The 18,753-nt window shown below is 68.7% G+C and carries 20 protein-coding genes and 2 pseudogenes; 14 read left to right on the top strand and 8 right to left on the bottom strand.

Annotated elements, in window-relative coordinates; all coding sequences use genetic code 11:
- Window positions 1-122: 122 nt before the first annotated feature.
- Window positions 123-1,283 carry a CdaR family transcriptional regulator gene (locus tag HGB39_RS21920; RefSeq protein WP_206032608.1) on the bottom strand — a complete coding sequence of 387 codons (1,161 nt, stop codon included), beginning with the start codon at window positions 1,281-1,283 and terminating at the stop codon, window positions 123-125.
- 141 nt (window positions 1,284-1,424) lie between these two features.
- On the opposite strand from HGB39_RS21920, the gene HGB39_RS21915 reads away from it, so the two are divergent.
- From HGB39_RS21915 to HGB39_RS21900, 4 genes and pseudogenes are all read left to right on the top strand, one after another.
- Entirely contained in the window at window positions 1,425-2,849 is a 1,425-nt protein-coding gene (locus HGB39_RS21915; RefSeq protein WP_005567591.1) for a sodium:solute symporter family protein, read from the top strand.
- Complete coding sequence (locus HGB39_RS21910) at window positions 2,846-2,995, top strand: hypothetical protein (RefSeq protein WP_005567593.1); 150 nt, start codon at window positions 2,846-2,848, stop codon at window positions 2,993-2,995. Before HGB39_RS21915 ends, HGB39_RS21910 begins: the two co-directional genes overlap by 4 nt.
- A complete protein-coding gene (locus HGB39_RS21905; RefSeq protein WP_005567595.1) occupies window positions 2,988-3,398 on the top strand; it encodes a RidA family protein in 411 nt (136 codons plus the stop codon). Before HGB39_RS21910 ends, HGB39_RS21905 begins: the two co-directional genes overlap by 8 nt.
- A pseudogene (locus tag HGB39_RS21900) lies at window positions 3,395-4,671 on the top strand (D-amino acid dehydrogenase). The gene HGB39_RS21905 and the pseudogene HGB39_RS21900 overlap by 4 nt, the downstream one beginning before the upstream one ends.
- 112 nt (window positions 4,672-4,783) lie before the next feature.
- On the opposite strand, the gene HGB39_RS21895 reads toward HGB39_RS21900, so the two are convergent.
- A complete protein-coding gene (locus HGB39_RS21895) occupies window positions 4,784-5,245 on the bottom strand; it encodes an SRPBCC family protein (protein ID WP_005567598.1) in 462 nt (153 codons plus the stop codon).
- 153 nt (window positions 5,246-5,398) lie between these two features.
- Entirely contained in the window at window positions 5,399-5,710 is a 312-nt protein-coding gene (gene mihF, locus HGB39_RS21890; RefSeq protein WP_005248100.1) for an integration host factor, actinobacterial type, read from the bottom strand.
- 214 nt (window positions 5,711-5,924) lie between these two features.
- Here mihF and HGB39_RS21885 point away from each other — a divergent pair, with 214 nt between their 5' ends.
- From HGB39_RS21885 to HGB39_RS21875, 3 genes are all read left to right on the top strand, one after another.
- Window positions 5,925-6,065 carry a hypothetical protein gene (locus tag HGB39_RS21885; protein ID WP_155756001.1) on the top strand — a complete coding sequence of 47 codons (141 nt, stop codon included), beginning with the start codon at window positions 5,925-5,927 and terminating at the stop codon, window positions 6,063-6,065.
- 63 nt (window positions 6,066-6,128) lie between these two features.
- Window positions 6,129-6,680, top strand: coding sequence for an HNH endonuclease (locus tag HGB39_RS21880; RefSeq protein ID WP_005567601.1), 552 nt, complete (start codon window positions 6,129-6,131; stop codon window positions 6,678-6,680).
- A 63-nt stretch (window positions 6,681-6,743) separates the two neighbouring features.
- Window positions 6,744-7,004: a WhiB family transcriptional regulator gene (locus tag HGB39_RS21875; protein ID WP_005567603.1), complete on the top strand. Its 261-nt coding sequence runs from the start codon at window positions 6,744-6,746 to the stop codon at window positions 7,002-7,004.
- 37 nt (window positions 7,005-7,041) lie between these two features.
- Here the strand turns inward: HGB39_RS21875 and HGB39_RS21870 are convergent, their stop codons facing one another.
- The 3 genes from HGB39_RS21870 to HGB39_RS21860 are packed head-to-tail and all read right to left on the bottom strand — an operon-like array spanning window position 7,042 to window position 10,830.
- Entirely contained in the window at window positions 7,042-9,090 is a 2,049-nt protein-coding gene (locus HGB39_RS21870) for a S9 family peptidase (RefSeq protein WP_167117316.1), read from the bottom strand.
- Between the two features lie 48 nt (window positions 9,091-9,138).
- Window positions 9,139-10,146 (bottom strand): iron-siderophore ABC transporter substrate-binding protein, encoded by a 1,008-nt coding sequence (locus tag HGB39_RS21865; protein ID WP_005570060.1) that lies wholly within the window; start codon window positions 10,144-10,146, stop codon window positions 9,139-9,141.
- 57 nt (window positions 10,147-10,203) lie between these two features.
- Window positions 10,204-10,830 carry a GNAT family N-acetyltransferase gene (locus HGB39_RS21860; RefSeq protein WP_064080463.1) on the bottom strand — a complete coding sequence of 209 codons (627 nt, stop codon included), beginning with the start codon at window positions 10,828-10,830 and terminating at the stop codon, window positions 10,204-10,206.
- A 192-nt stretch (window positions 10,831-11,022) separates the two neighbouring features.
- Between HGB39_RS21860 and HGB39_RS21855 the strand changes: the two are divergent.
- Window positions 11,023-11,139 (top strand): annotated as a pseudogene (locus tag HGB39_RS21855) (formate dehydrogenase accessory sulfurtransferase FdhD); the annotation flags it as partial.
- A gap of 10 nt (window positions 11,140-11,149) precedes the next feature.
- Here the strand turns inward: HGB39_RS21855 and HGB39_RS21850 are convergent.
- Both HGB39_RS21850 and HGB39_RS21845 read right to left on the bottom strand, forming a co-directional pair.
- Window positions 11,150-11,791: a 3-oxoacid CoA-transferase subunit B gene (locus HGB39_RS21850; protein WP_005570063.1), complete on the bottom strand. Its 642-nt coding sequence runs from the start codon at window positions 11,789-11,791 to the stop codon at window positions 11,150-11,152.
- Window positions 11,788-12,537 carry a CoA transferase subunit A gene (locus tag HGB39_RS21845; RefSeq protein ID WP_005248111.1) on the bottom strand — a complete coding sequence of 250 codons (750 nt, stop codon included), beginning with the start codon at window positions 12,535-12,537 and terminating at the stop codon, window positions 11,788-11,790. Before HGB39_RS21845 ends, HGB39_RS21850 begins: the two co-directional genes overlap by 4 nt.
- A gap of 152 nt (window positions 12,538-12,689) precedes the next feature.
- Between HGB39_RS21845 and pcaH the strand changes: the two genes are divergently transcribed.
- The 6 genes from pcaH to HGB39_RS21815 are packed head-to-tail and all read left to right on the top strand — an operon-like array spanning window position 12,690 to window position 18,666.
- Window positions 12,690-13,403: a protocatechuate 3,4-dioxygenase subunit beta gene (gene pcaH / locus HGB39_RS21840; protein ID WP_005570064.1), complete on the top strand. Its 714-nt coding sequence runs from the start codon at window positions 12,690-12,692 to the stop codon at window positions 13,401-13,403.
- Window positions 13,403-14,044, top strand: coding sequence for a protocatechuate 3,4-dioxygenase subunit alpha (pcaG, locus tag HGB39_RS21835; RefSeq protein ID WP_005261317.1), 642 nt, complete (start codon window positions 13,403-13,405; stop codon window positions 14,042-14,044). The genes pcaH and pcaG overlap by 1 nt, the downstream gene beginning before the upstream one ends.
- 28 nt (window positions 14,045-14,072) lie before the next feature.
- A complete protein-coding gene (pcaB, locus tag HGB39_RS21830; protein WP_054247719.1) occupies window positions 14,073-15,425 on the top strand; it encodes a 3-carboxy-cis,cis-muconate cycloisomerase in 1,353 nt (450 codons plus the stop codon).
- Complete coding sequence (gene pcaDC, locus HGB39_RS21825; protein ID WP_005261319.1) at window positions 15,422-16,624, top strand: bifunctional 3-oxoadipate enol-lactonase/4-carboxymuconolactone decarboxylase PcaDC; 1,203 nt, start codon at window positions 15,422-15,424, stop codon at window positions 16,622-16,624. Before pcaB ends, pcaDC begins: the two co-directional genes overlap by 4 nt.
- The gene (locus HGB39_RS21820; RefSeq protein ID WP_005261320.1) at window positions 16,621-17,418 is read left to right on the top strand and encodes an IclR family transcriptional regulator; all 798 of its coding nucleotides are present in this window, start codon (window positions 16,621-16,623) and stop codon (window positions 17,416-17,418) included. Before pcaDC ends, HGB39_RS21820 begins: the two co-directional genes overlap by 4 nt.
- 36 nt (window positions 17,419-17,454) lie before the next feature.
- On the top strand, window positions 17,455-18,666 hold the full coding sequence (locus HGB39_RS21815) for an acetyl-CoA C-acetyltransferase (protein WP_064080461.1): 1,212 nt from the start codon (window positions 17,455-17,457) through the stop codon (window positions 18,664-18,666).
- Window positions 18,667-18,753: the final 87 nt, after the last annotated feature.

Below are 18,753 nucleotides of genomic sequence, written 5' to 3'. Positions count from 1 at the left end.
GTCTGCCGCATCCAGTGCAGCAACCACTCGAGAGTGTCGAGTATGCATCGAGAATGCCGCCGATCGGCGGCGACACGGCGATCGGCGCGCCGGTGGTGTTCACCCACACGCCGGCTGAAGGCTCAGCCGGCCCGCCGCGCCACCACACAGGCGAGGTAGAGCGTCATGCCCAGACCCGGTTCGTCCAGCGGGCGACCGAGGAGCCGGGCGATCTTGTCGAGCCGGTTGGCGAGGGTATTGCGGTGGACGTGCAGCCGCTTCGCCGCCCGGCTGGAGTTGAACCCGCACTCCCCCCAGGCGATCAGCGTCTCCTGCAACTGCGGCCAGTCGTTGTCGGTGGCCAACGCGCCGAGCACGGCCCGTGACAGCCTGTCACGGGTCTCCGCAGGTATCACCGAGACGGCCTGATGGAGGCGGAACCGGTCGATGTCGTAGACCTGGCCGCGTGGGTCGAGAACCGCGCCGAGCCGGAGCGCGTCGTACGCGTCCTGGGACGACAGATTGAGGTGCTCGACCCCGTGCGCGATCGAGCCGATCCCCACGCGGGTGTCCCATCCTCGTTCCCGGATCTGGGACACATACTTCCGGCACCGGTCCGTCAAAGCCGAATCCGCAGCCGGGATCGGTGCGGTCACCACGGTGGTGACCGCGATGACCTGTCGGGCGAGCGGTGCGACCAGATCGGTCGCGGAGTCGAAGGTGTCCTGCACGGCGCGCAGGACCTCGAGGGACACGGGCCGTCCCTCCACGGCGGCGTCGTCGGTGTGACTGTCGTAGCTGATCAGCACCATGACCCGGGGACGGCGCAGGTCGTATCCCAGACCCGTTGCCCGCCGGGAGATCTGGGCCTCGGTGAACGTGGAGCGATGCCAGTCACAGATGTCGCGGAGCAATTCTTCCGCTGCCCGCTCGTAGGTCAGCCGGGTACCGATCCGCGAGGCCTCCTGCATCAGGATTTCGGTCTGCCGCTTGACCACCAGCCCGAACTGTTCGACCTGCTCGGGTGAACCGGACAGCCCGATGGTGCCCACCACGTCACCGTCGATGACGAGCGGAATGGTGACGCCGGGCAGACTGCCGACGAGGTCGCGGACGTCCGCTGCCGAGTGCGCGATCATGCGCCGTGCACGGATCACCTCGATCGATGCCTCGTGGAACTGGCCGATGCGACGTTCGTCCCCGCTGCCGACCACCGTTCCGGCCGCATCCGTGATGAGCACGTTGAACCCGATGACGTCGGTGATCTCGTTCGCGATCTGTTGCGCCAGAGCCTCACTCAGCATCGACTGCCCTTCCGAACGCTTGTGGGAGTTGTGCACATCGCACAATTGGGTATCGATCTCAGTGTAGATCAAGGGCAACTCGCCTAGTGACTACGGTCACATGACGTTCCTACGATGGGTTCATCCCAACTAGGAGTTCACATGGCAATCCTCGACTGGATACTTCTCGGTGCCTACTTCCTGCTACTCGTCCTGATCGGCGTCCAAACCATGCGACGCGTCAAGTCGCCGGACGATTTCGCCGTGGCAGGCAACCGGATCATCTGGCCGGTCTTCTTCGGCAGCCTGGCCGCAGCCTTCCTCGGCGGCGGAGCATCGCTCGGCGTCGCCGGCGCCGCCATGCGTGACGGATACGTGTACATGTTCGCCTTCTGCGCGTTCGGCGTTCAGACGGTGCTCGTCGGCTACTTCGTCGCGCCCAGACTCAAGAACTACATCGGCGCCCACACCCTCGGCGACATCATGGAGACCCACTACGGCCGGCCTGCGAGACTGGTCACCGGCGTACTGTCCGTCGTCCTGTGCGCCGGCATCCTCGGCGCCCAGGCCCTGGCCATCGGCACCGTCGTCAACGCCACCCTCGACGTGCCCACCGTGCCCGCGGTGATCATCGGGATGGGAGTGGTCATTCTCTACTCCTCGTTCGGTGGGGCGTGGGCGGTGATCCAGACCGACCTGCTGCAGTTCGTCTTCCTCGGAGTGCTCCTGCCGGTGGCGCTCCTCATCGGGCTCGACGCCGTCGGCGGACCGTCGGCTCTCCTGGACAACGTTCCCGCCGAGCATCTTTCGTTCATGGGCGACTACTCCCCCGCACAGTTCCTCACGCTCTTCGCGGCACTACTGCTCGGCGAGACGCTGGTCCCGCCGTACGCGCAGCGGACGTTCTCCACCCCCGACTCGCGGCACGCCCGTAAGGGCTACGCACTGGCCGGGTTCTTCTCGTTCTTCTTCTTCTTCACCTCGGCGTCTCTCGGGTTGATCGCACTCGTCCTGTACCCGGACATCGAAAGCGATCAGGCGCTTCCGACCGTGGTGATGAATCTGATGCCGGTCGGCGTTCTCGGATTGGTGGTGGCGGCGCTGATGGCGGTCGTGATGTCGACGGCCAGTTCCTACCTCAATTCCACCGCCGTCGTCCTGACCAAGGACATCTACCAGCCGCTCAGCCCCACCGAGCTGCCACCGTCGAGGCGGCTCACCGTCGAGCGGGCCACCAGCGTCGTCGTCGGTGCCGGAGCGACCATCTTCGCCCTCAGCGTCCCGTCCATCGTCGACGCCCTTCTCTACAGCTACACCCTGTGGGCTCCGACGGTCATCGTCCCGTTGTTCGGCGCCGTGCTGTTCGGCGTGCGGTCCGCTCCGGCGGCACTGTCGGCGATCACGGCGGGCGCGATCGTCACCGCGGTGTGGCAGTGGGGCCTCGACGCTCCGTTCGGACTGGACGGGCTGGTGCCCGGCGTCGTCGCCAACCTGCTCGTCTTCGTCACGGTCGCCATGGCCACCTCGTCCCGCTATCCGCGCCGACAGCAGCCTGCTGTCCGCGTCACCGAAGGAGAATTCGCATGATTCCCACCCTCCTCTATTACGGGGTACCCACCGCCGTCGTCACCGTCACCCTCTGGGTCGGATTTCTCGGCTGGCGCTTCTACGTCAAGGAAGTGCTGCGCGGCGACCGCGGCGACACCACAGCGGGTGAGCCCGACCATGGGTGACATCGTGGACGTGCCCGGGGTGACCACCGGCACCAGCCCGTACCCGTCGGCGCGCAGGGTCGGCGACCTCGTGTTCGTCTCCGGCCAGGTCTCGTTCGACGACACCGGCAACGTCGTCGGCACCGACGTGGTGGAGCAGACCCGTCACTCCCTCACACGACTCGACAGGGTCCTCGCCGCGGCAGGCGCCACCCTGCACGACATCGCCTCGGCCACGGTGTATCTCGCGAACGCCGACGACGCCCCGCGTTTCAACGAGGAATGGAGGCGCTGGTTCGCCGCCGACCACCGCCCGGCCAGGGCCACCGTGGTCGCGGCCCTGCTGGACCCGCAGCTGCTCGTGGAGATACAGGCCGTCGCCGTCACGGGCCGGGGATCGACCGAAGGAAAGGAAGCGGAATGAAGGTGGCAGTACTCGGAGCAGGGGTCGTGGGAGTCGCGACCGCCCACGCTCTCGCCGAACGCGGACACGAGGTTCATGTGTACGACCGGCGCAGCGAGGTCGCGTCCGACACCAGCGCGAGCACCGCCGGACTGATCGCCCCCGGTCACTCCTACGCGTGGGCGTCGCCGTCGGCTCCCACCATGCTGGTCCGATCGTTGCTCGGCGCGTCGACCTCGATCCGCGTCCGTCCCCGGGCGGACGCCGAACTCGCCCGGTGGGGTGTGCGATTCCTCCGCGAGTGCACGGCCTCCCGGGCGCGGTCGAACACTCTCGCGAAGCTCCGCCTGGCCCGGTACAGCCAGCAGCTGATGGACGAACTCACCGCCCGCGAGAACCTGGAGTACTGCCAGACACGGAACGGCGTGCTGTACCTGTACCGGGAGGAAGCGGAACTCGAGCAAGCGCGGGTGAACTCGCAGCTGCTCCGCGACCACGGACAGCTGCAGGACGTGCTGGGACCCGAGGAGATCGCGGCCGCGGAGCCCGCCCTCCGGCACGGGACGGCCACGTTCGCCGGTGCGATCCACGACCGCACCGACGGCACCGGCGACCCGCACCGATTCTCGGTGGGGCTCGCCGAGGAATGCGGTCGGCTGGGGGTCCGGTTCCACCTGGGCACGTCCGTCGTGGCCCTCGAGTCCGACGGTGCGGCCATCACGTCGGCCGACACCGATCGGGGCCACATCCGCGCGGATGCCTTCGTCCTCGCCGCCGGGGCCGCGAGTGCTCTCGTCGCGAGGAGTGTCGGTCTGCGACTGCCCGTCTACCCGGCCAAGGGATACACGCTGACCGCGACCGTCAAGGACCCCGAACGCGCGCCGGTGGTCGGCGGCATCGACGAGAAGACACTCGTCGCCTGGTCGCGGTTCGGTGACGAGCTGAGAATGTCGGCCACCGCGGAATTCGTCGGGTACGACCGCAGTCACTCGCCCGCCGACTACGCGGGCATCGTGGACGCCGGGAACGAACTGTTCCCCGGCGCGGTGGACTGGGCACGGCCAGATACCGGACGGGCCTTCGCCCGATGACGCCCGACGGCCCGCCGATGATCGGGCTGGGGCGTCACGACAACCTGTACTTCAACACCGGTCACGGTCACGTCGGCTGGACCATGGCGGTCGGCTCGGCCCGCATCCTCGCGGATCTCGTGGACGAACGGCGACCGGACATCGACCCGAGTCCGTACTCCCCGATTTCGTCGCGCCGGCATCCGAGCGGACGAGGCGCGTAACGAAGTGCACTGACCCGACGACTATCCGAGCGTGCCTCCGGAAACGGCGGCGCACCGACCTCGCTGACCGCAACCCCCGACTGCGGTCAGCGAGGTCGACACGACAGATGCTCTATTCGCCGCGTTCGGCGTGACGCTTGGCGAACGCCAGTTGCATTTCCCAGCCCTCGATATTGCCTTCGTAGGCGGCCGCGCGGCGCTCGGCATTCGGGTACAGGGCGGCGAATCCGGTCTCGACTACGCGGAGGAGCGTGCCGCCGTCCCGCTCCGACAGGAAGAACTCGACCAGGGTGGACGTGCCCTCCACGAGCGGCTGCGCGGGATCGTCTCCCCCACGGAACGAGACGTAGTGCGGTGCGTCGGACTTGACGGGAAGTATCGGGAAGCGCCCGTACGGGGGAAAGTCCACGACGAAGACGTCGCCTTCGCGTGTGGTGGTCGTCTTGCCGGGTTCGCCGTCGCCGATGAACCAGCCGGGTTCACTCACCAGCCGGAACACCCGCTCGATGGGGGCGTCGATCTGGATCTCGCGCTCGATCCTGTCCTGGGATGCGTCCGGAACGCTCATGATCATCCTCACCTCTCGACAATGTGCTACCTTACGGTTGCATATCGGCGGCTACTTGCGCAACCTTCCGGTTGCACTAGCGGGGGTGGGGGCAGGAAAGACGCGTCCGGGCGCCCGCCCGTCGCCTGAAGGCGATGGGGCGGGCACCCGGGGAACGTGTCAGCTGAAGTGCGCCAGCAGGGCGTCGCGCTGACGGTCGCCGAGGCCACGGAGGCGGCGGGTCGGAGCGATCTCCAGGTTGGCCATGATCTCCTGGGCCTTCACCTTGCCGATCTTCGGCAGGGCTTCCAGAATGGCGCTGACCTTGGTCTTTCCGATGATGTCGTCGACATCTGCCTTGGAAAGGACCTGCTTGAGGGTGATGTCACCGGACTTGAGCTTGTCCTTGAGCTCTGCGCGTGCCTTACGAGCGGCGGCGGCCTTCTCGAGAGCTGCTGCCCGCTGTTCGTCAGTGAGCTGGGGAAGTGCCACGATGTCTCCTTCATTCGGGGTACGTATCGAACACCGTAGCGAGAGAACCGCTACTTCACCGCATCCATCGGACGTGTCGCGCGTCCTGTCCGATTCGACACGCCCCGGCTCACGGGTCCGACGACGCGGAAAATGCCAGGACGCGGGCGGCGCGCTGTGTCATGCTCGACGTGTTCTGTTCGGTTCACACGTCGAGTTCAGGAAGGACGTAGCGATGCGCGCACTGCCCGCAGCCCACGCACCCCGGTTGCAGCCGTCACGCACGGGCGCCGCCTCCTCCTTCCCCGCCGGCCGGCAAGGCGAATGCGGGATCATGCCCGCCCCGAAGACTTACCGCTCCACCCGGCACGCCTGACTCGACTTCCGTTGCCCGGCGTGCCCCCACCGCCGCGAACCGACGACAGAACCGAGATCTCCCGTGAGGCACTTCTCCCGTAACCCGCCCGGCAGCACCCTCGACGCCCGCAGTTGGTCGCGCGCGGATGTGCTGGTCCTCAATGTCACGTACGAGGCCCTCTGCGGGATCCCCGCGGAGCGCGCCGTCGTGCTGATCAGTGTCGGTGCGGCCGAGACGGTCGCGGATCGGGAGCCGCCGTTCCCGATTCGCTCGCAGCACGTCGAGATCAGCCTGCCGCGGACCATTCGTCTGCTGCGCTACGTCCACGTCCCGCATTCCGTGCTGGTGACCGACAGCAGCCGCGCGACGTTCGCGGGCGTGTTCCGGCGCGACCGCAATCGGTGCGGCTACTGCGCCGAGCCGGTCGCGACGACCATCGACCACGTGCTGCCGAGGAGCCGCGGCGGCCCGAACACGTGGGCCAACCTCGTGGCCTGCTGCATCCCCTGCAACCAGAGGAAGGCCGACCGCACACCGGAGGAGGCGGGAATGCCGCTCCTCTGGGAGCCGAAGGCGCCCCGGCACATCGAAAAGGCGCAGCGGCAGATCTGGAGGGATCTCGCGGCGGTCTAGCCGCGAGATCCCCGCACCCGCCGCCACCCGACCGACCTTCTCCCGGGAAGGGGAGATTTCCCGATGACCGACGTCCTGGACACGACCCTGTCCACCCTGCTGCCTGCCTCCGACGACCCCACGGGCTGGGTTGACGCCGCGTGCCGCGCCGACCCCGAGCCGGACCGGTGGTTCCCGTTCCCGACGGAGGATTTCGCGTACGCCCGCGACGTCTGTCATCACTGCCCACTGCGGATGCGCTGTGAGCTGTTCGCCAGGGCCACCGGTCAGACCGGCGTGTGGGGTGGCAAGGAATTCGATCGGGGCCGCGAGAAGCGGACGTGAATCCGCCTGGGCGCGGCCCCGGCCCGCCGGCTACCGGCTACCGGCCCAGGATCTCGGGCAGCGCGACGTCCTCGCCCCGCACGTGCTCGGAGAGGAACGACAGCACCACCTGGTACCAGACCTTCGCGTTCTGCGGGGTGAGGATCCAGTGGTTCTCGTCCGGGAAGTAGAGGAAGCGGTGTTCGGTGCGACCGTCGTCGTCCGCGGGCAACCCCGACTCGGACAGCAGCTCGAACCACAGCCGCAACCCCTCGCCGATCGGTACGCGAAAGTCCTTGTCGCCGTGAATGACCAGCATCGGAGTGACGATGTCCGCGACGTACAGGTGAGGCGAATTCTCCACCGCCATCTCGGGCGTCATCTCCCGCTGCCAGTACCAGGCGGCGTCGGTGGTGGGGCCGAACTGGTCCAGCGCCCAGAGGCTGGCGTGGGTGACGATCGCCTTGAACCGGTCGGTGTGTCCGGCGATCCAGTTGGCCATGTAACCGCCGAACGATCCGCCCATCGCCGCGGTGCGCTTCTCGTCGATCTCCGGCAGTGCCACCGCGGCGTCGGTGATCGCCATGAGATCGGTGAACGGGGCCTTGCCCCACTTACCCCAGCCCCGCTCGACGAACTCCTGCCCGTAGCCGGTGGACAACGCCGGATCCGGCAGCAGCACGGCGTATCCCCGCGCGACCAGGAGCCACGGGTTCCATCGCCACGACCAGGTGTTCCACGAACCCAGGGGGCCGCCGTGCACCCACAGCGCGAGAGGCACCGGCGCGTGGGCGGAGGCGCCGGTCGGCACCGCGAGCCAGGCGCGCAGCGCCGCGCCGTCGGCGGCGACCGTCTCGACCTCCGTGAGCGCGCCCGGCAGCTCGGGGAGGTCGGCGGGCGCCTTCAGCAGTGACACGGCACCGGTGGTGATGTCGATGCGCACCGGGTGCGGCGGCGCCGCGTACGACGCCCTCAGCGCGAACACCGTCGACCCGTCGGGGGCCACCTGCAGGTCGGTGTACGCGCAGTCGTCGGTCGTCACCCGCGTGGGGTCCGCGCCGTCACGGAGCAGGAAGATCGGTGCGCGCCCACGGTCGTCGGCGGTGACGAGGAGCCCAGAACCGTCGGACAGCCAGACCACGGACGTGGCCCACCGATCCCACCCGGGCGCCACCTCGGTGACGGTGCCACTGTCGAAGCTGTAGCGGTGCAGCGTGAATCGGGGCGCGGAGTCGGGGGTCGCATGCGATTCCCGCGTGAATACGACGTGCCGTCCGTCCGGGGAGATCACCGGGTCCGACAGATCGGCGTCGGCGTCGTCGACGAGGACCGTGCGCGCCCCCGTCTCGGTGTCGACGCGCACCAGGATGTTCCGGATCGACGCGAGCGGACCGGGAACCGTCCACGACGTCACGACGAACGCGCCGTCGTCGCTCAGCGCGTAGTTGGCCTCCCGCAGTGCCGGACCCGGCATCGGGGTGAGGTCGGTCAGCTCCGGCTCCTGCCCGTTCTCCGCGAGCGCGTCCAGTGGGGCGGACAGCAGGTGGGGCACGTCGGGACCGAGATCGTGGTCCCAGTAGCGGATCGGGTAGCCCGTGTGCAGGATCGCCGAGACCTTCTTCTCCTTGCGCTCGGTGCGCACCCGCTCGTCGTCGGCGGACTCGCCGGATCTCCCCAGAACCCCGGTGGTCACGACGAAACGCGGCGCGCACCGTGCGGCGCGCACCCCGGTGATGCCGCCGCCTCGGCGCGCGACGACCACCGCCTCGCCGCCCCGCGCGGGCAGTCGCCACAGGTCGTCGGGAAGGTCGTCCTCGTCCTGCGTCGGACGGGAGGACGTGAAGAGGAGATCGCCGTCGCTGGTGAACGTCGGGTTGGACTCCCCGCTGCGGCCACGGGTGAGCCGGCGCGCCGCGAACTCGCCGGTGGGATCGATCTCCCACAGGGCGGTGACGTACTTCGTCGCCTTCTCGCCGAGCGTCGACTGCGCCACGACGAGCCTTCGCCCGTCCGCGGACAGCGCGAGGCTTCCGATGCGGCCGAGCGCGAGGTAGTCGTCGAGGTCGTCGAAAGGAGTTCCGGCGTGGAGTTCAGGAATCGCGGTCACGAGTCGTTGGTATCACGAACCGGGCCCACACCGTCGGACATCCGCGTCTCAGGCGAGCAGGGGCGCGACCCGCGGCGGGATCTCGTTCAATGCGTACGGCAGGCTCAATACAGTGCTCCACGCCATCGCCTCGGCGGCGGCGTCCTCGAGCGTGATCGTGCGTCCGGCCTTCACCACCTCGAGTTCCTGATAGATCGGCGTCTTGTCGAGTTCCGCGCGCAGCTTGTCGCCGTAGCCGCCGCCCGCGTACCAGACGAGGAGGTCGACGTTCGCGAGCGACAGCTGCTCCGTGCTGATCTCGGCGAAGTTGCCGGTGATCTGCTCCGTCACAGGGGGATTCACGAAGCCGAGTTCGGTGAAGAAGCGGACCTTCGGGTCCTCCGGGCCGTACACACCGAACTGCCCCGGACCCTTGAGCGCGCCGACGAGGACGGTCTTTCCCGCGAACGCCGGGTTGGCGGCCCGGACGTCGTCGAATTGCGTCTCGACGGAGGATACGAGCTCGGCCGCCTTGTCCTTCTTGCCGAGCGCGTCGCCGAGGATCCTCGTCTGGTCCTGCCACGGAACACCGTAGTCGGCGAAGTCTGCGGGCTGCGCCACCGTCGGCGCGATGGCGCTCAGCTTGTCGTACTGGGCCTGGGTGAGGCCGGAGTAGGTGCCGACCACCAGGTCCGGGGCGACGGCCGCGACCTTCTCGAAGTCGATGTTGGTGGACGCCGTGCCCACGATCTCGGGCTGCGCGTCACCGAGGAGGTCCTGCGCCCACGGCCACACGCCGTAGGGGTAGTCGCCGTACCAGTCGAACGTGCCGGCCAGCGTGCCGCCGAGCGCGAGGATCGCGTCCTGGTCGTTGTAGCCCACACTGACGATGCGCTGCGGGTCGGTCGGCACCTGGGTTTCGCCGTACTTGTGGGCGATGACGGGGCCCGACGGCTCGCTGCCGGAGCCGTCGCCGTCCGAGCTGCTGCAGGCCGCGGCGAACGCGAGCAGCGCTCCCCCGGTGCCCACGAGGAATCCGCGTCGGCTCAGGCCGATCCTCTGTTGACCCATGTTCATGCGGCGACCCTCTCGTCTACCAGGTACTACGATCCACTTAGGTAAGGCTTGCCGAGCTTAGCCTAAGGGGTCGCGGACGGGTTCCCGCCACATCGCCCACACCGTGGGCCCGCCGTCCGGGATCCGGATCTCGCCGGTGACGTCGAAGCCGAATCGCTGGTAGTAGGAGATGTTGTCTTCCTTGCTGGACTCCAGATACGCCGGGAGCCCCTCGGCGTCACAACGGTCCAGCCGCGACCGCAACAGCGCCTTCCCGTAGCCGCCGCCCCGTCCCGCGCTCGACGTTCCGATCGTCGCCAGATACCAGTGCACGGGATCGACCGGGTGTGCGTCCTCGACGGTTCCGCTCACCGCGGCCCCGACGCCCAGCCGGGAGCCGAACGCGCGGACCAGCCCCGGCAGGCTGCGGAGCGACGACAACGTGGACTGCTTCCAGCCACCGGGCGGATCCCACATGGCGGCCCCACGAACCACGCCGTCGTCGTCCTCGGCCAATTCGGCTCCGCCCCCGGCGAGATGGTGATGGCGGATCTCCACCGCGAACAGTCTCGGCAGGCCGCGCCGCCGGCCGTCGGGATCCGGCCACATCCACACCATCACGGGGTCGTCGAAGAACGCGTCGGCCAGGACGCGCGACAGTTCGGGGATGTCGGATCCGGTCGCAGCACGCACGCTCACACCCATGCCCAGAGGGTACGGGCACACCGCGGCGGCGCGGCGGAACGACTGGCCGTCGTGCCCGGTTCGGGGCCGCTGTGGACTCATGACCCGCCCCTCGTCCACATGCAGTCCGCCCGAATCCGGCGGCAGGTGATGGGGCGCGTCACCGCGCGACGCCCGGTCGTCCGCATCACCGAGCACGGAACGACACGCAGACCGGTTTCGCTGGCCGTCGACCTGGCACTGGAATCCGGCACGACGCTCGTCGGCTTCCTCCGCGGGGAGTCGATGAGCGTCTATGCCGGAGCCCAGCGCGTGAAGACCGGGGCCTGAGCGGGCCCTTCTAGACGGTGGCGTCGACGAGGAGCTTCGCGCCGGTGGCCGCCTGGACGTCCTCGACGCTGTGGCCGGGAGCGGTCTCGACGAGCCGCAGGCCATCGGGGGTGACGTCGATGACGGCGAGATCGGTGACGATCTTCTGCACGCAGCGCTTGCCGGTGTACGGCAGCGTGCATTCCTCGAGGATCTTGTGCTCACCCTTCTTGGTGACGTGATCCATCATCACGATGACCTTGCCCGCGCCGTGGACGAGGTCCATCGCGCCGCCCATGCCCTTGACCATGGCGCCCGGGACCATCCAGTTGGACAGGTCGCCGTGGCTGCTGACCTGCATGGCGCCGAGAACGGCCACGTCCACGCTGCCGCCGCGGATCATCGAGAAGGAGTCGGAGGAGGAGAAGAACGCGCCGCCGGGGACCACGGTGATGGTCTCCTTGCCCGCGTTGATCAGTTCGGGATCGACCTCGTCGTCGGTCGGGTACGGCCCGACGCCGAGGATGCCGTTCTCCGAGTGCAGGATGACGTCCTTGCCGGCCGGGATGTGACCGGGGATCAGGGTGGGCATTCCGATGCCGAGGTTCACATACTGCCCATCCTCCAGCTCGGCCGCGACCCGGGCCGCCATCTCGTCACGCGTCCAGCTCATGCCCGCACCGTCCTGTTCTCGATTCCCGTTTCCTGCTTGCCGACCTCGACCACACGCTGGACGAAGATGCCGGGGGTGTGCACCTCGGCGGGGTCGATCTCGCCGGGCTCGACGAGGTACTCGACCTGCGCGATGGTGATGCGACCGGCGCCGGCGGCGTCCGGGTTGAAGTTTCGGGCCGTCTCCCGGTACACGAGGTTGCCGAGGCGGTCACCCTTCCACGCGTGGACCAGCGCGAAGTCGGTTCGGATGGCGCGTTCGAGGACGAAGGCCTCCCCGTCGAACTCGCGGGTCTCCTTGGGCTTGCTCGCCACCGCGATGCCGCCCTGGCCGTCGTAGCGGATCGGCAGACCGCCGTCGGCGACCTGCGTCCCGACACCGGCGGGGGTGTAGAAGGCGGGGATGCCCGCTCCCCCGGCGCGCATGCGCTCGGCAAGCGTGCCCTGCGGAGTGAGCTCGACCTCGAGCTCCCCGCTGAGGTACTGCCGCGCGAATTCCTTGTTGGCGCCGACGTACGAGCTGATCGTGCGCCGGATCCGGTGCTGCTCGAGGAGCAGACCCAGACCGAAACCGTCGGTGCCGCAGTTGTTGCTGACCGTCTCGAGGTCGGTGGCACCTTGTGCGAGGAGGGCGTCGATGAGGACCGAGGGGATACCGACGAGGCCGAAGCCGCCCACCGCGAGGGACGCTCCGTCGGGGACATCGGCAACGGCCTCGGCCGCCGTTGCGAAGACTTTGTTGACCATGTGACCCAGGCTACCGCAAAATGTTCGAGTAGTGAACACCCATCCACATTGCGAACAAATTACGCCCTGCCTGTTGGCCCCATCACAGAACGCGACTACTATGTGCGAATAGCGGCCGACTGTTCACATCGAGAACGTGAGGATCTTTTTCCATGCTGCATCTGCCAGCCCACCACCACGCCGGGCACGAAGCGAATGCCCCGCTGCTGTTCCCCGAGTACAAGACGACTCGGCTGCGCAGCCCCAAGAACGACCTGATCCTGGTCCCGCAGCGACTCGGCGAGATCACCGGTCCGGTCTTCGGCGACGCCGACATCGCCAAGGGCGAGAACGACATGACCCACGCCAACGGCGGCGAGGCCCAGGGACAGCGCATCATCGTCCACGGCCGCGTCCTCGACAGTGCGGGCAAACCCATCCCCGACACCCTCATCGAGGTGTGGCAGGCCAACGCCGGAGGCCGCTACCGCCACAAGATGGACTCCTGGCCGGCCCCGCTCGACCCCCACTTCAACGGTGTCGCCCGCTGCCTGACCGACAAGCACGGCCACTACGAGTTCACGACCATCAAGCCCGGCGCCTACCCGTGGGGCAACCACCACAACGCGTGGCGGCCCGCGCACATCCACTTCTCCCTGTTCGGTCAGGCGTTCACCCAGCGGCTGGTCACGCAGATGTACTTCCCGGACGATCCGTTCTTCTTCCAGGACCCGATCTACAACTCCGTACCCGAAGCCGCCCGCGAGCGGATGATCAGCACGTTCGACTACGACCACACCCGCGACAACTGGGCCGTCGGATTCAAGTTCGACATCGTCCTGCGCGGTCAGGACGCCACCCCGTTCGAGGACCCGGAGGGCCACTGATGATCGACACCCAGAACCCCGACGCCCCCCGCTACCCGGTCTTCGCCAAGAGCCAGGACGAGGTGCCGTTCGGCGTCACCCCGTCCCAGACCGTCGGCCCGTACGTCCACATCGGCCTGTTCCCCACGTGGGAGAACAGCGGCGAGGCCGTCCCCGAGGATGCGCCGGGACGAATCGACGTGTCCTTCAACGTCATCGACGGCGCCGGACAGCCCATCGGCGACGCGATGATCGAAACCTGGCAGGCGGATGCGGCCGGCCGGTTCAACAGCCCGACCGATCCCCGCGGTGCCGCCGAGGCGACCCCCGCCGGATTCCGCAGCCTGGCACGCGTGTTCGCCGACGAGAGCGGCACTATCGTGGTGCACACGGTCAAGCCGGGCGCACTTCCCGCCGAGGACGGCGCCGTCGAGGCTCCGCACATCAACGTCGGACTGTTCGCCCGCGGCATGCTCGAGCGGCTGTACACGCGGCTCTACTTCCCCGAGGACACGGACGCGCACGCATCGGACCCCGTGCTCTCCGCCGTCCCGGAAGCAGATCGCCCCAAGCTGATCGCGGAGAAGACGGATCGCGGATACCACCTGACGATCCACGTGCAGAACACAGAAGGACGGGAAACCCCGTTCTTCGCCCTGTAACCGTTCACAACCCAGAAAGGTGTCGCGCGTGAACTCTCCGGAGCCTTCCCGGGGTGCCCTGTTCGATCCGACGTTCGGTGCCGGCGAGTTGTCGGCACTGCTCTCGGACCGGGCGTGGGTCACCGCGATGGTCGAGGTCGAGGCCGCACTGGCCCGGGCGGAAGCGAAATGCGACGTCATCCCCGCCGCGTCCGCCGACGCCATTTCGTCGGTGTTCGCGCGCGTCGTCGCCGAGGGATCCGTGGATGTGGGCGCCCTCGGCGAGGCGGCCGCAGCGGGGGGTAATCCCGTGATCCCGCTGGTGAAACTGCTCCGCGGCGAGGTCGCTGCCGCCGATCTCGGAGCGCCCGGAAGCCATGTGCACAAGGGCGCCACGAGTCAGGACATTCTCGACACCGCCCTGATGCTGCTGTGCCGCCGGTCGGGGGCGCACATCCTGGCGTCCCTCGACGAGGCGGTGCTGTGCGCCGAGGCGCTCGCACGGGCCCAGCGCGACACCCCGACCGCCGGCCGCACACTCGGCCAGCAGGCCCTCCCCACCACGTTCGGCGTGCTCGCCGCCGGGTGGATGACGGCGTTGCACAGGGCTTCTCGCGCGCTGTTCGACGCACTGGACGGCCTCCCCGTGCAACTGGGAGGTGCGGCCGGCACGTCCGCTGCGCTCTACCCGCACGGCCTCGACGTCGCCGACGTGCTCGCCGACGAACTCGGGCTGGCACGTCAGGACGTGCCCTGGCACACCGATCGCACCCGCATCGCACTGCTCGCGTCGGCGCTCGGAACGGCCGCGGGCGCGGTGTCCAAGATCGCCACCGACATCGTGTTCCTGTCGTCCACCGAGGTCGGTGAGGTCAGCGAAGGGTCACCCGGCGGTTCGTCGGCCATGCCGCACAAGCGCAATCCGGTCGCCGCGATCGCGGCCCGTGCCGCGGCTCGCCGCACCCCGGGACTCGTCGCGACGATCCTCGGCTCGATGGATCACGAGCAGCAGCGCGCCGCGGGTGCCTGGCACGCCGAGTGGGAAACGCTCACGGACCTGCTGCGCCTCACCGGCGGAGCCGTCGCGCGCATCGCCGACTCGCTCGGCGGACTGAACGTCCACCCCGATGCGATGGCCCGCAACCTCGACATCACCGGCGGCCTGCTCCTCGCGGAACGAGTCACCGGCGCCCTGTCCGCCCGCACCGACAACGCGCGCGACCTCGTGACCGCCGCGTGCGAGACCGGAAGCCCTCTCGACGAGGATCCGGGGCTCCTCGAATACCTGCAGGCGGACGAGATCCGCGCCCTGCTCGACCCCGCCGGATACCTCGGCCACGCCCACGACATCGTCGACCGCGCACTGGAGACAGTGGCCCGCGGCCGGGAAGGAACGCGATGACAGTCGCACTCGCACACGAAATCTCCGGACCCCGAAACGGCGCGGCGGACGCCCCCGTCGTGGTCCTGCTCGGATCGCTCGGTTCCAACCGGTCCATGTGGGACCCGCAAATCGCGGCGCTGTCCGACGAATGCCGGGTGGTCGCCGTCGATCAACGCGGCCACGGCGAGTCGCCGGCACCGGACGGCCCGTACTCCGTCCGCGACCTGTCCGAGGACGTTCTCGCCCTGCTCGACTCGCTCGGCGTGGACGCCGCCCACTTCGTCGGACTGTCCATGGGCGGTGCGATCGCCCAGTGGCTCGGCGCGCACACTCCGCGCCGGGTGCTGTCGCTGTCGCTGCTGTGCACCGCCGCGAAATTCGGTGAACCGCAGGCTTGGACCGAGCGGGCAGCGGCATCGCGCACCGACGGTCCGGAGTCGCTCGCGGACGCCGTTGTCGCCCGGTGGTTCAGCGAGGGGCTCGCCAAGCGTGATCCGGAATTCGTCCGGCACTACCGCGAGATGATCGCGTCGACGTCCCCCGAGGGATACGCCGCGTGCTGCGACGCCCTCGCGGACTGGGATTTCACCGCCGACCTGTCCCGCATCAGCGCGCCGACGCTGGTGATCGCGGGTGAGGAGGATCCGTCCACCCCGCCGTCGGTCATGCAGATCCTCGCGGACGGCATCACCGGTGCCCGGTTCGAGGTACTCTCCCCCGCCGCCCACGTCGCGAACCTCGAGCAGGCAGGCGCCGTCACGGCGCTGCTGCGCGAACACATCGCCGGCGGCGGGTACGCGCGCGGACGTCGCGCCGCGCACGCACAGGGAATGACGGTGCGCCGCTCGGTTCTCGGCGACGCGCATGTGGATCGCTCCGTGGCGGGAACCACCGACTTCACGGCACCGTTCCAGGACTTCATCACCCGCACCGCGTGGGGCGACATCTGGTCGCGCCCCGGGCTGGACCACGAGTTGCGGCGGCTGCTCACGATCGCCGTCCTCACCGCGGTCGGAAACGAGCACGAACTCGACATGCACATCCGCGCCGCCCTCCGCGCGGGTGTCGACGCCGACACCATCGGCGAGGTGCTCCTGCACACCGCCGTCTACGCCGGAGTGCCCAACAGCAATCTCGGGTTCGCGCTCGGCAAACAGGCCCTCGCCGACCTGTCCTCCACCGACACCGGGGCCACGGAGGAGAATTCGCAGACATGACCGCTACCGAACCGACGGAGAAGATCCTCCCGTCCCCCGACTACGTGCAGTCGCTGGCCCGGGGCCTCGCCGTGATCCGCTGCTTCGACAACCGGAATCAGCGGCGCACGCTCAGTGACGTCGCCCGCGCCACCGACCTGACCCGTGCCACCGCACGCCGATTTCTGCTCACCCTCGTCGAGCTCGGCTACGTGGCCACGGACGGTTCCGCGTTCTGGCTCACCCCGCGGGTGCTCGAACTCGGATACAGCTACCTGTCGAGCCTGTCGCTGCCGGAGGTCGCGCAGCCGCACCTCGAGAGGCTGAGCCACAAGGTCCACGAGTCGTCGTCGGTGTCGATCCTCGACGGTGCCGACATCGTCTACGTCGCCCGGGTGCCCGTCAGCCGGATCATGACGGTGGGCATCACCATCGGTACCCGGCTCCCCGCGTACGCCACCTCGATGGGCCGGGTCCTGCTGGCGGGACTGCCCGACGACGAACTCGACGCCTACCTCGAGAAGCTCGACATCCAGCGGCTCACCGAACGCACGATCACGGCCCGCGACGACCTGAAGGCTGCGATTCTCGCGGTCCGCGCGGACGGTATCTGCGTTCTCGACCAGGAACTCGAGGCAGGCCTGCGGTCGATGGCCGCCCCGATCCGCAACGCCTCCGGGCTGACCGTCGCCGCGGTGAACATCTCCACTCCGGCCGCGCGATACAGCCTCGAGGATCTGCATTCCGATCTCATCCCGTCGCTGCGGGTCACCGCAACCGACATCGAACAGGACCTCGCCACCGTCAATCGCTGACGCAGTGCCCGAGGAAACTTCATGAAAGGTCTTTCCATGCGTGACGTCGTCATCTGCGAGCCCCTGCGAACGCCGGTCGGGCGCTTCGGCGGAATGTTCAAGGACATCACCCCTCAGAGCCTCGCGGCCACCGTCATCACGGCGCTCGTCGAACGCACCGGCATCGAGGGCAGCCAGATCGACGACGTCATCCTGGGCCAGGCGTCCCCGGGCGGGGAAGCCCCGGCCATCGGCCGGATCGCGGCCCTCGACGCCGGACTCGGCATCGACGTCCCCGGCATGCAGGTGGATCGCCGCTGCGGATCCGGTCTGCAAGCCGTCATCACCGCAGTGCTCCAGGTGGCGTCCGGCGGCAACAACCTCGTCCTCGCCGGTGGCGCCGAATCCATGAGCCAGGCCGAGTTCTACACCAACCCGAACATCCGCTGGGGCGTCAAGGGCGAAGGGGTGCAACTCGCGGACCGGCTCGCCCGCGCCCGCGTCACCGCCGGCGGTGCGAACTTCCCCGTGCCCGGCGGCATGATCGAGACCGCCGAGAACCTGCGCGCCGAGTTCGACATCAGCCGTGAGGACCAGGACGCGCTCGCCGTGCAGTCGCACCAGCGTGCCGTCGCCGCACAGGAATCGGGACGCTTCGCCGAGGAAATCGTCGGAGTGACGGTGCCGCAACGCAAGTCGGACCCGCTCGTCGTCGACAAGGACGAGCACCCCCGCGCCGACACCACGGTGGAGTCGCTGTCGAAGCTCCGCGCCATCCGCTCCAAGATCGACTCCGCCTCCACCGTCACCGCAGGCAACGCCAGCGGGCAGAACGACGGTGCCGCCGTGTGCATCGTGACGACCGCCGAGAAGGCGAAGGAACTCGGACTGAAGCCCCTCGCTCGCATGGCGTCCTGGGCCGTGGCCGGCGTCCCGCCGCGCACCATGGGCATCGGCCCGGTGCCCGCCACGGAGAAGGCCCTCGGTCAGCTCGGACTGTCGCTGTCCGACATGGGGGTCATCGAACTGAACGAGGCCTTCGCCGCACAGACCCTCGCCGTCCTCCGCAGCTGGGACCTCGACCCTACCGACGAACGCCTCAACCCCAACGGATCCGGCATCTCCCTCGGACACCCCGTCGGCGCCACCGGCGGCCGCATTCTCGCCACCCTCCTGCGGGAGATGGACCGTCGCGAATCCCGCTACGGGCTCGAGACCATGTGCATCGGCGGCGGCCAGGGACTGGCCGCGGTGTTCGAGCGGGTCTGATCCAGCGCCTCGAATGCACGCATCGGCGGGCAGGCTTCGTGCCTGCCCGCCGATGCCCATTCTGGGCCGAGAATGGACGTCCACGGC

Origin of the sequence: Rhodococcus opacus, from assembly GCF_012396235.1 — a bacterium.
Taxonomy (GTDB): domain Bacteria; phylum Actinomycetota; class Actinomycetes; order Mycobacteriales; family Mycobacteriaceae; genus Rhodococcus_F; species Rhodococcus_F opacus.
This window is presented reverse-complemented; position numbering and strand designations above follow the sequence as displayed.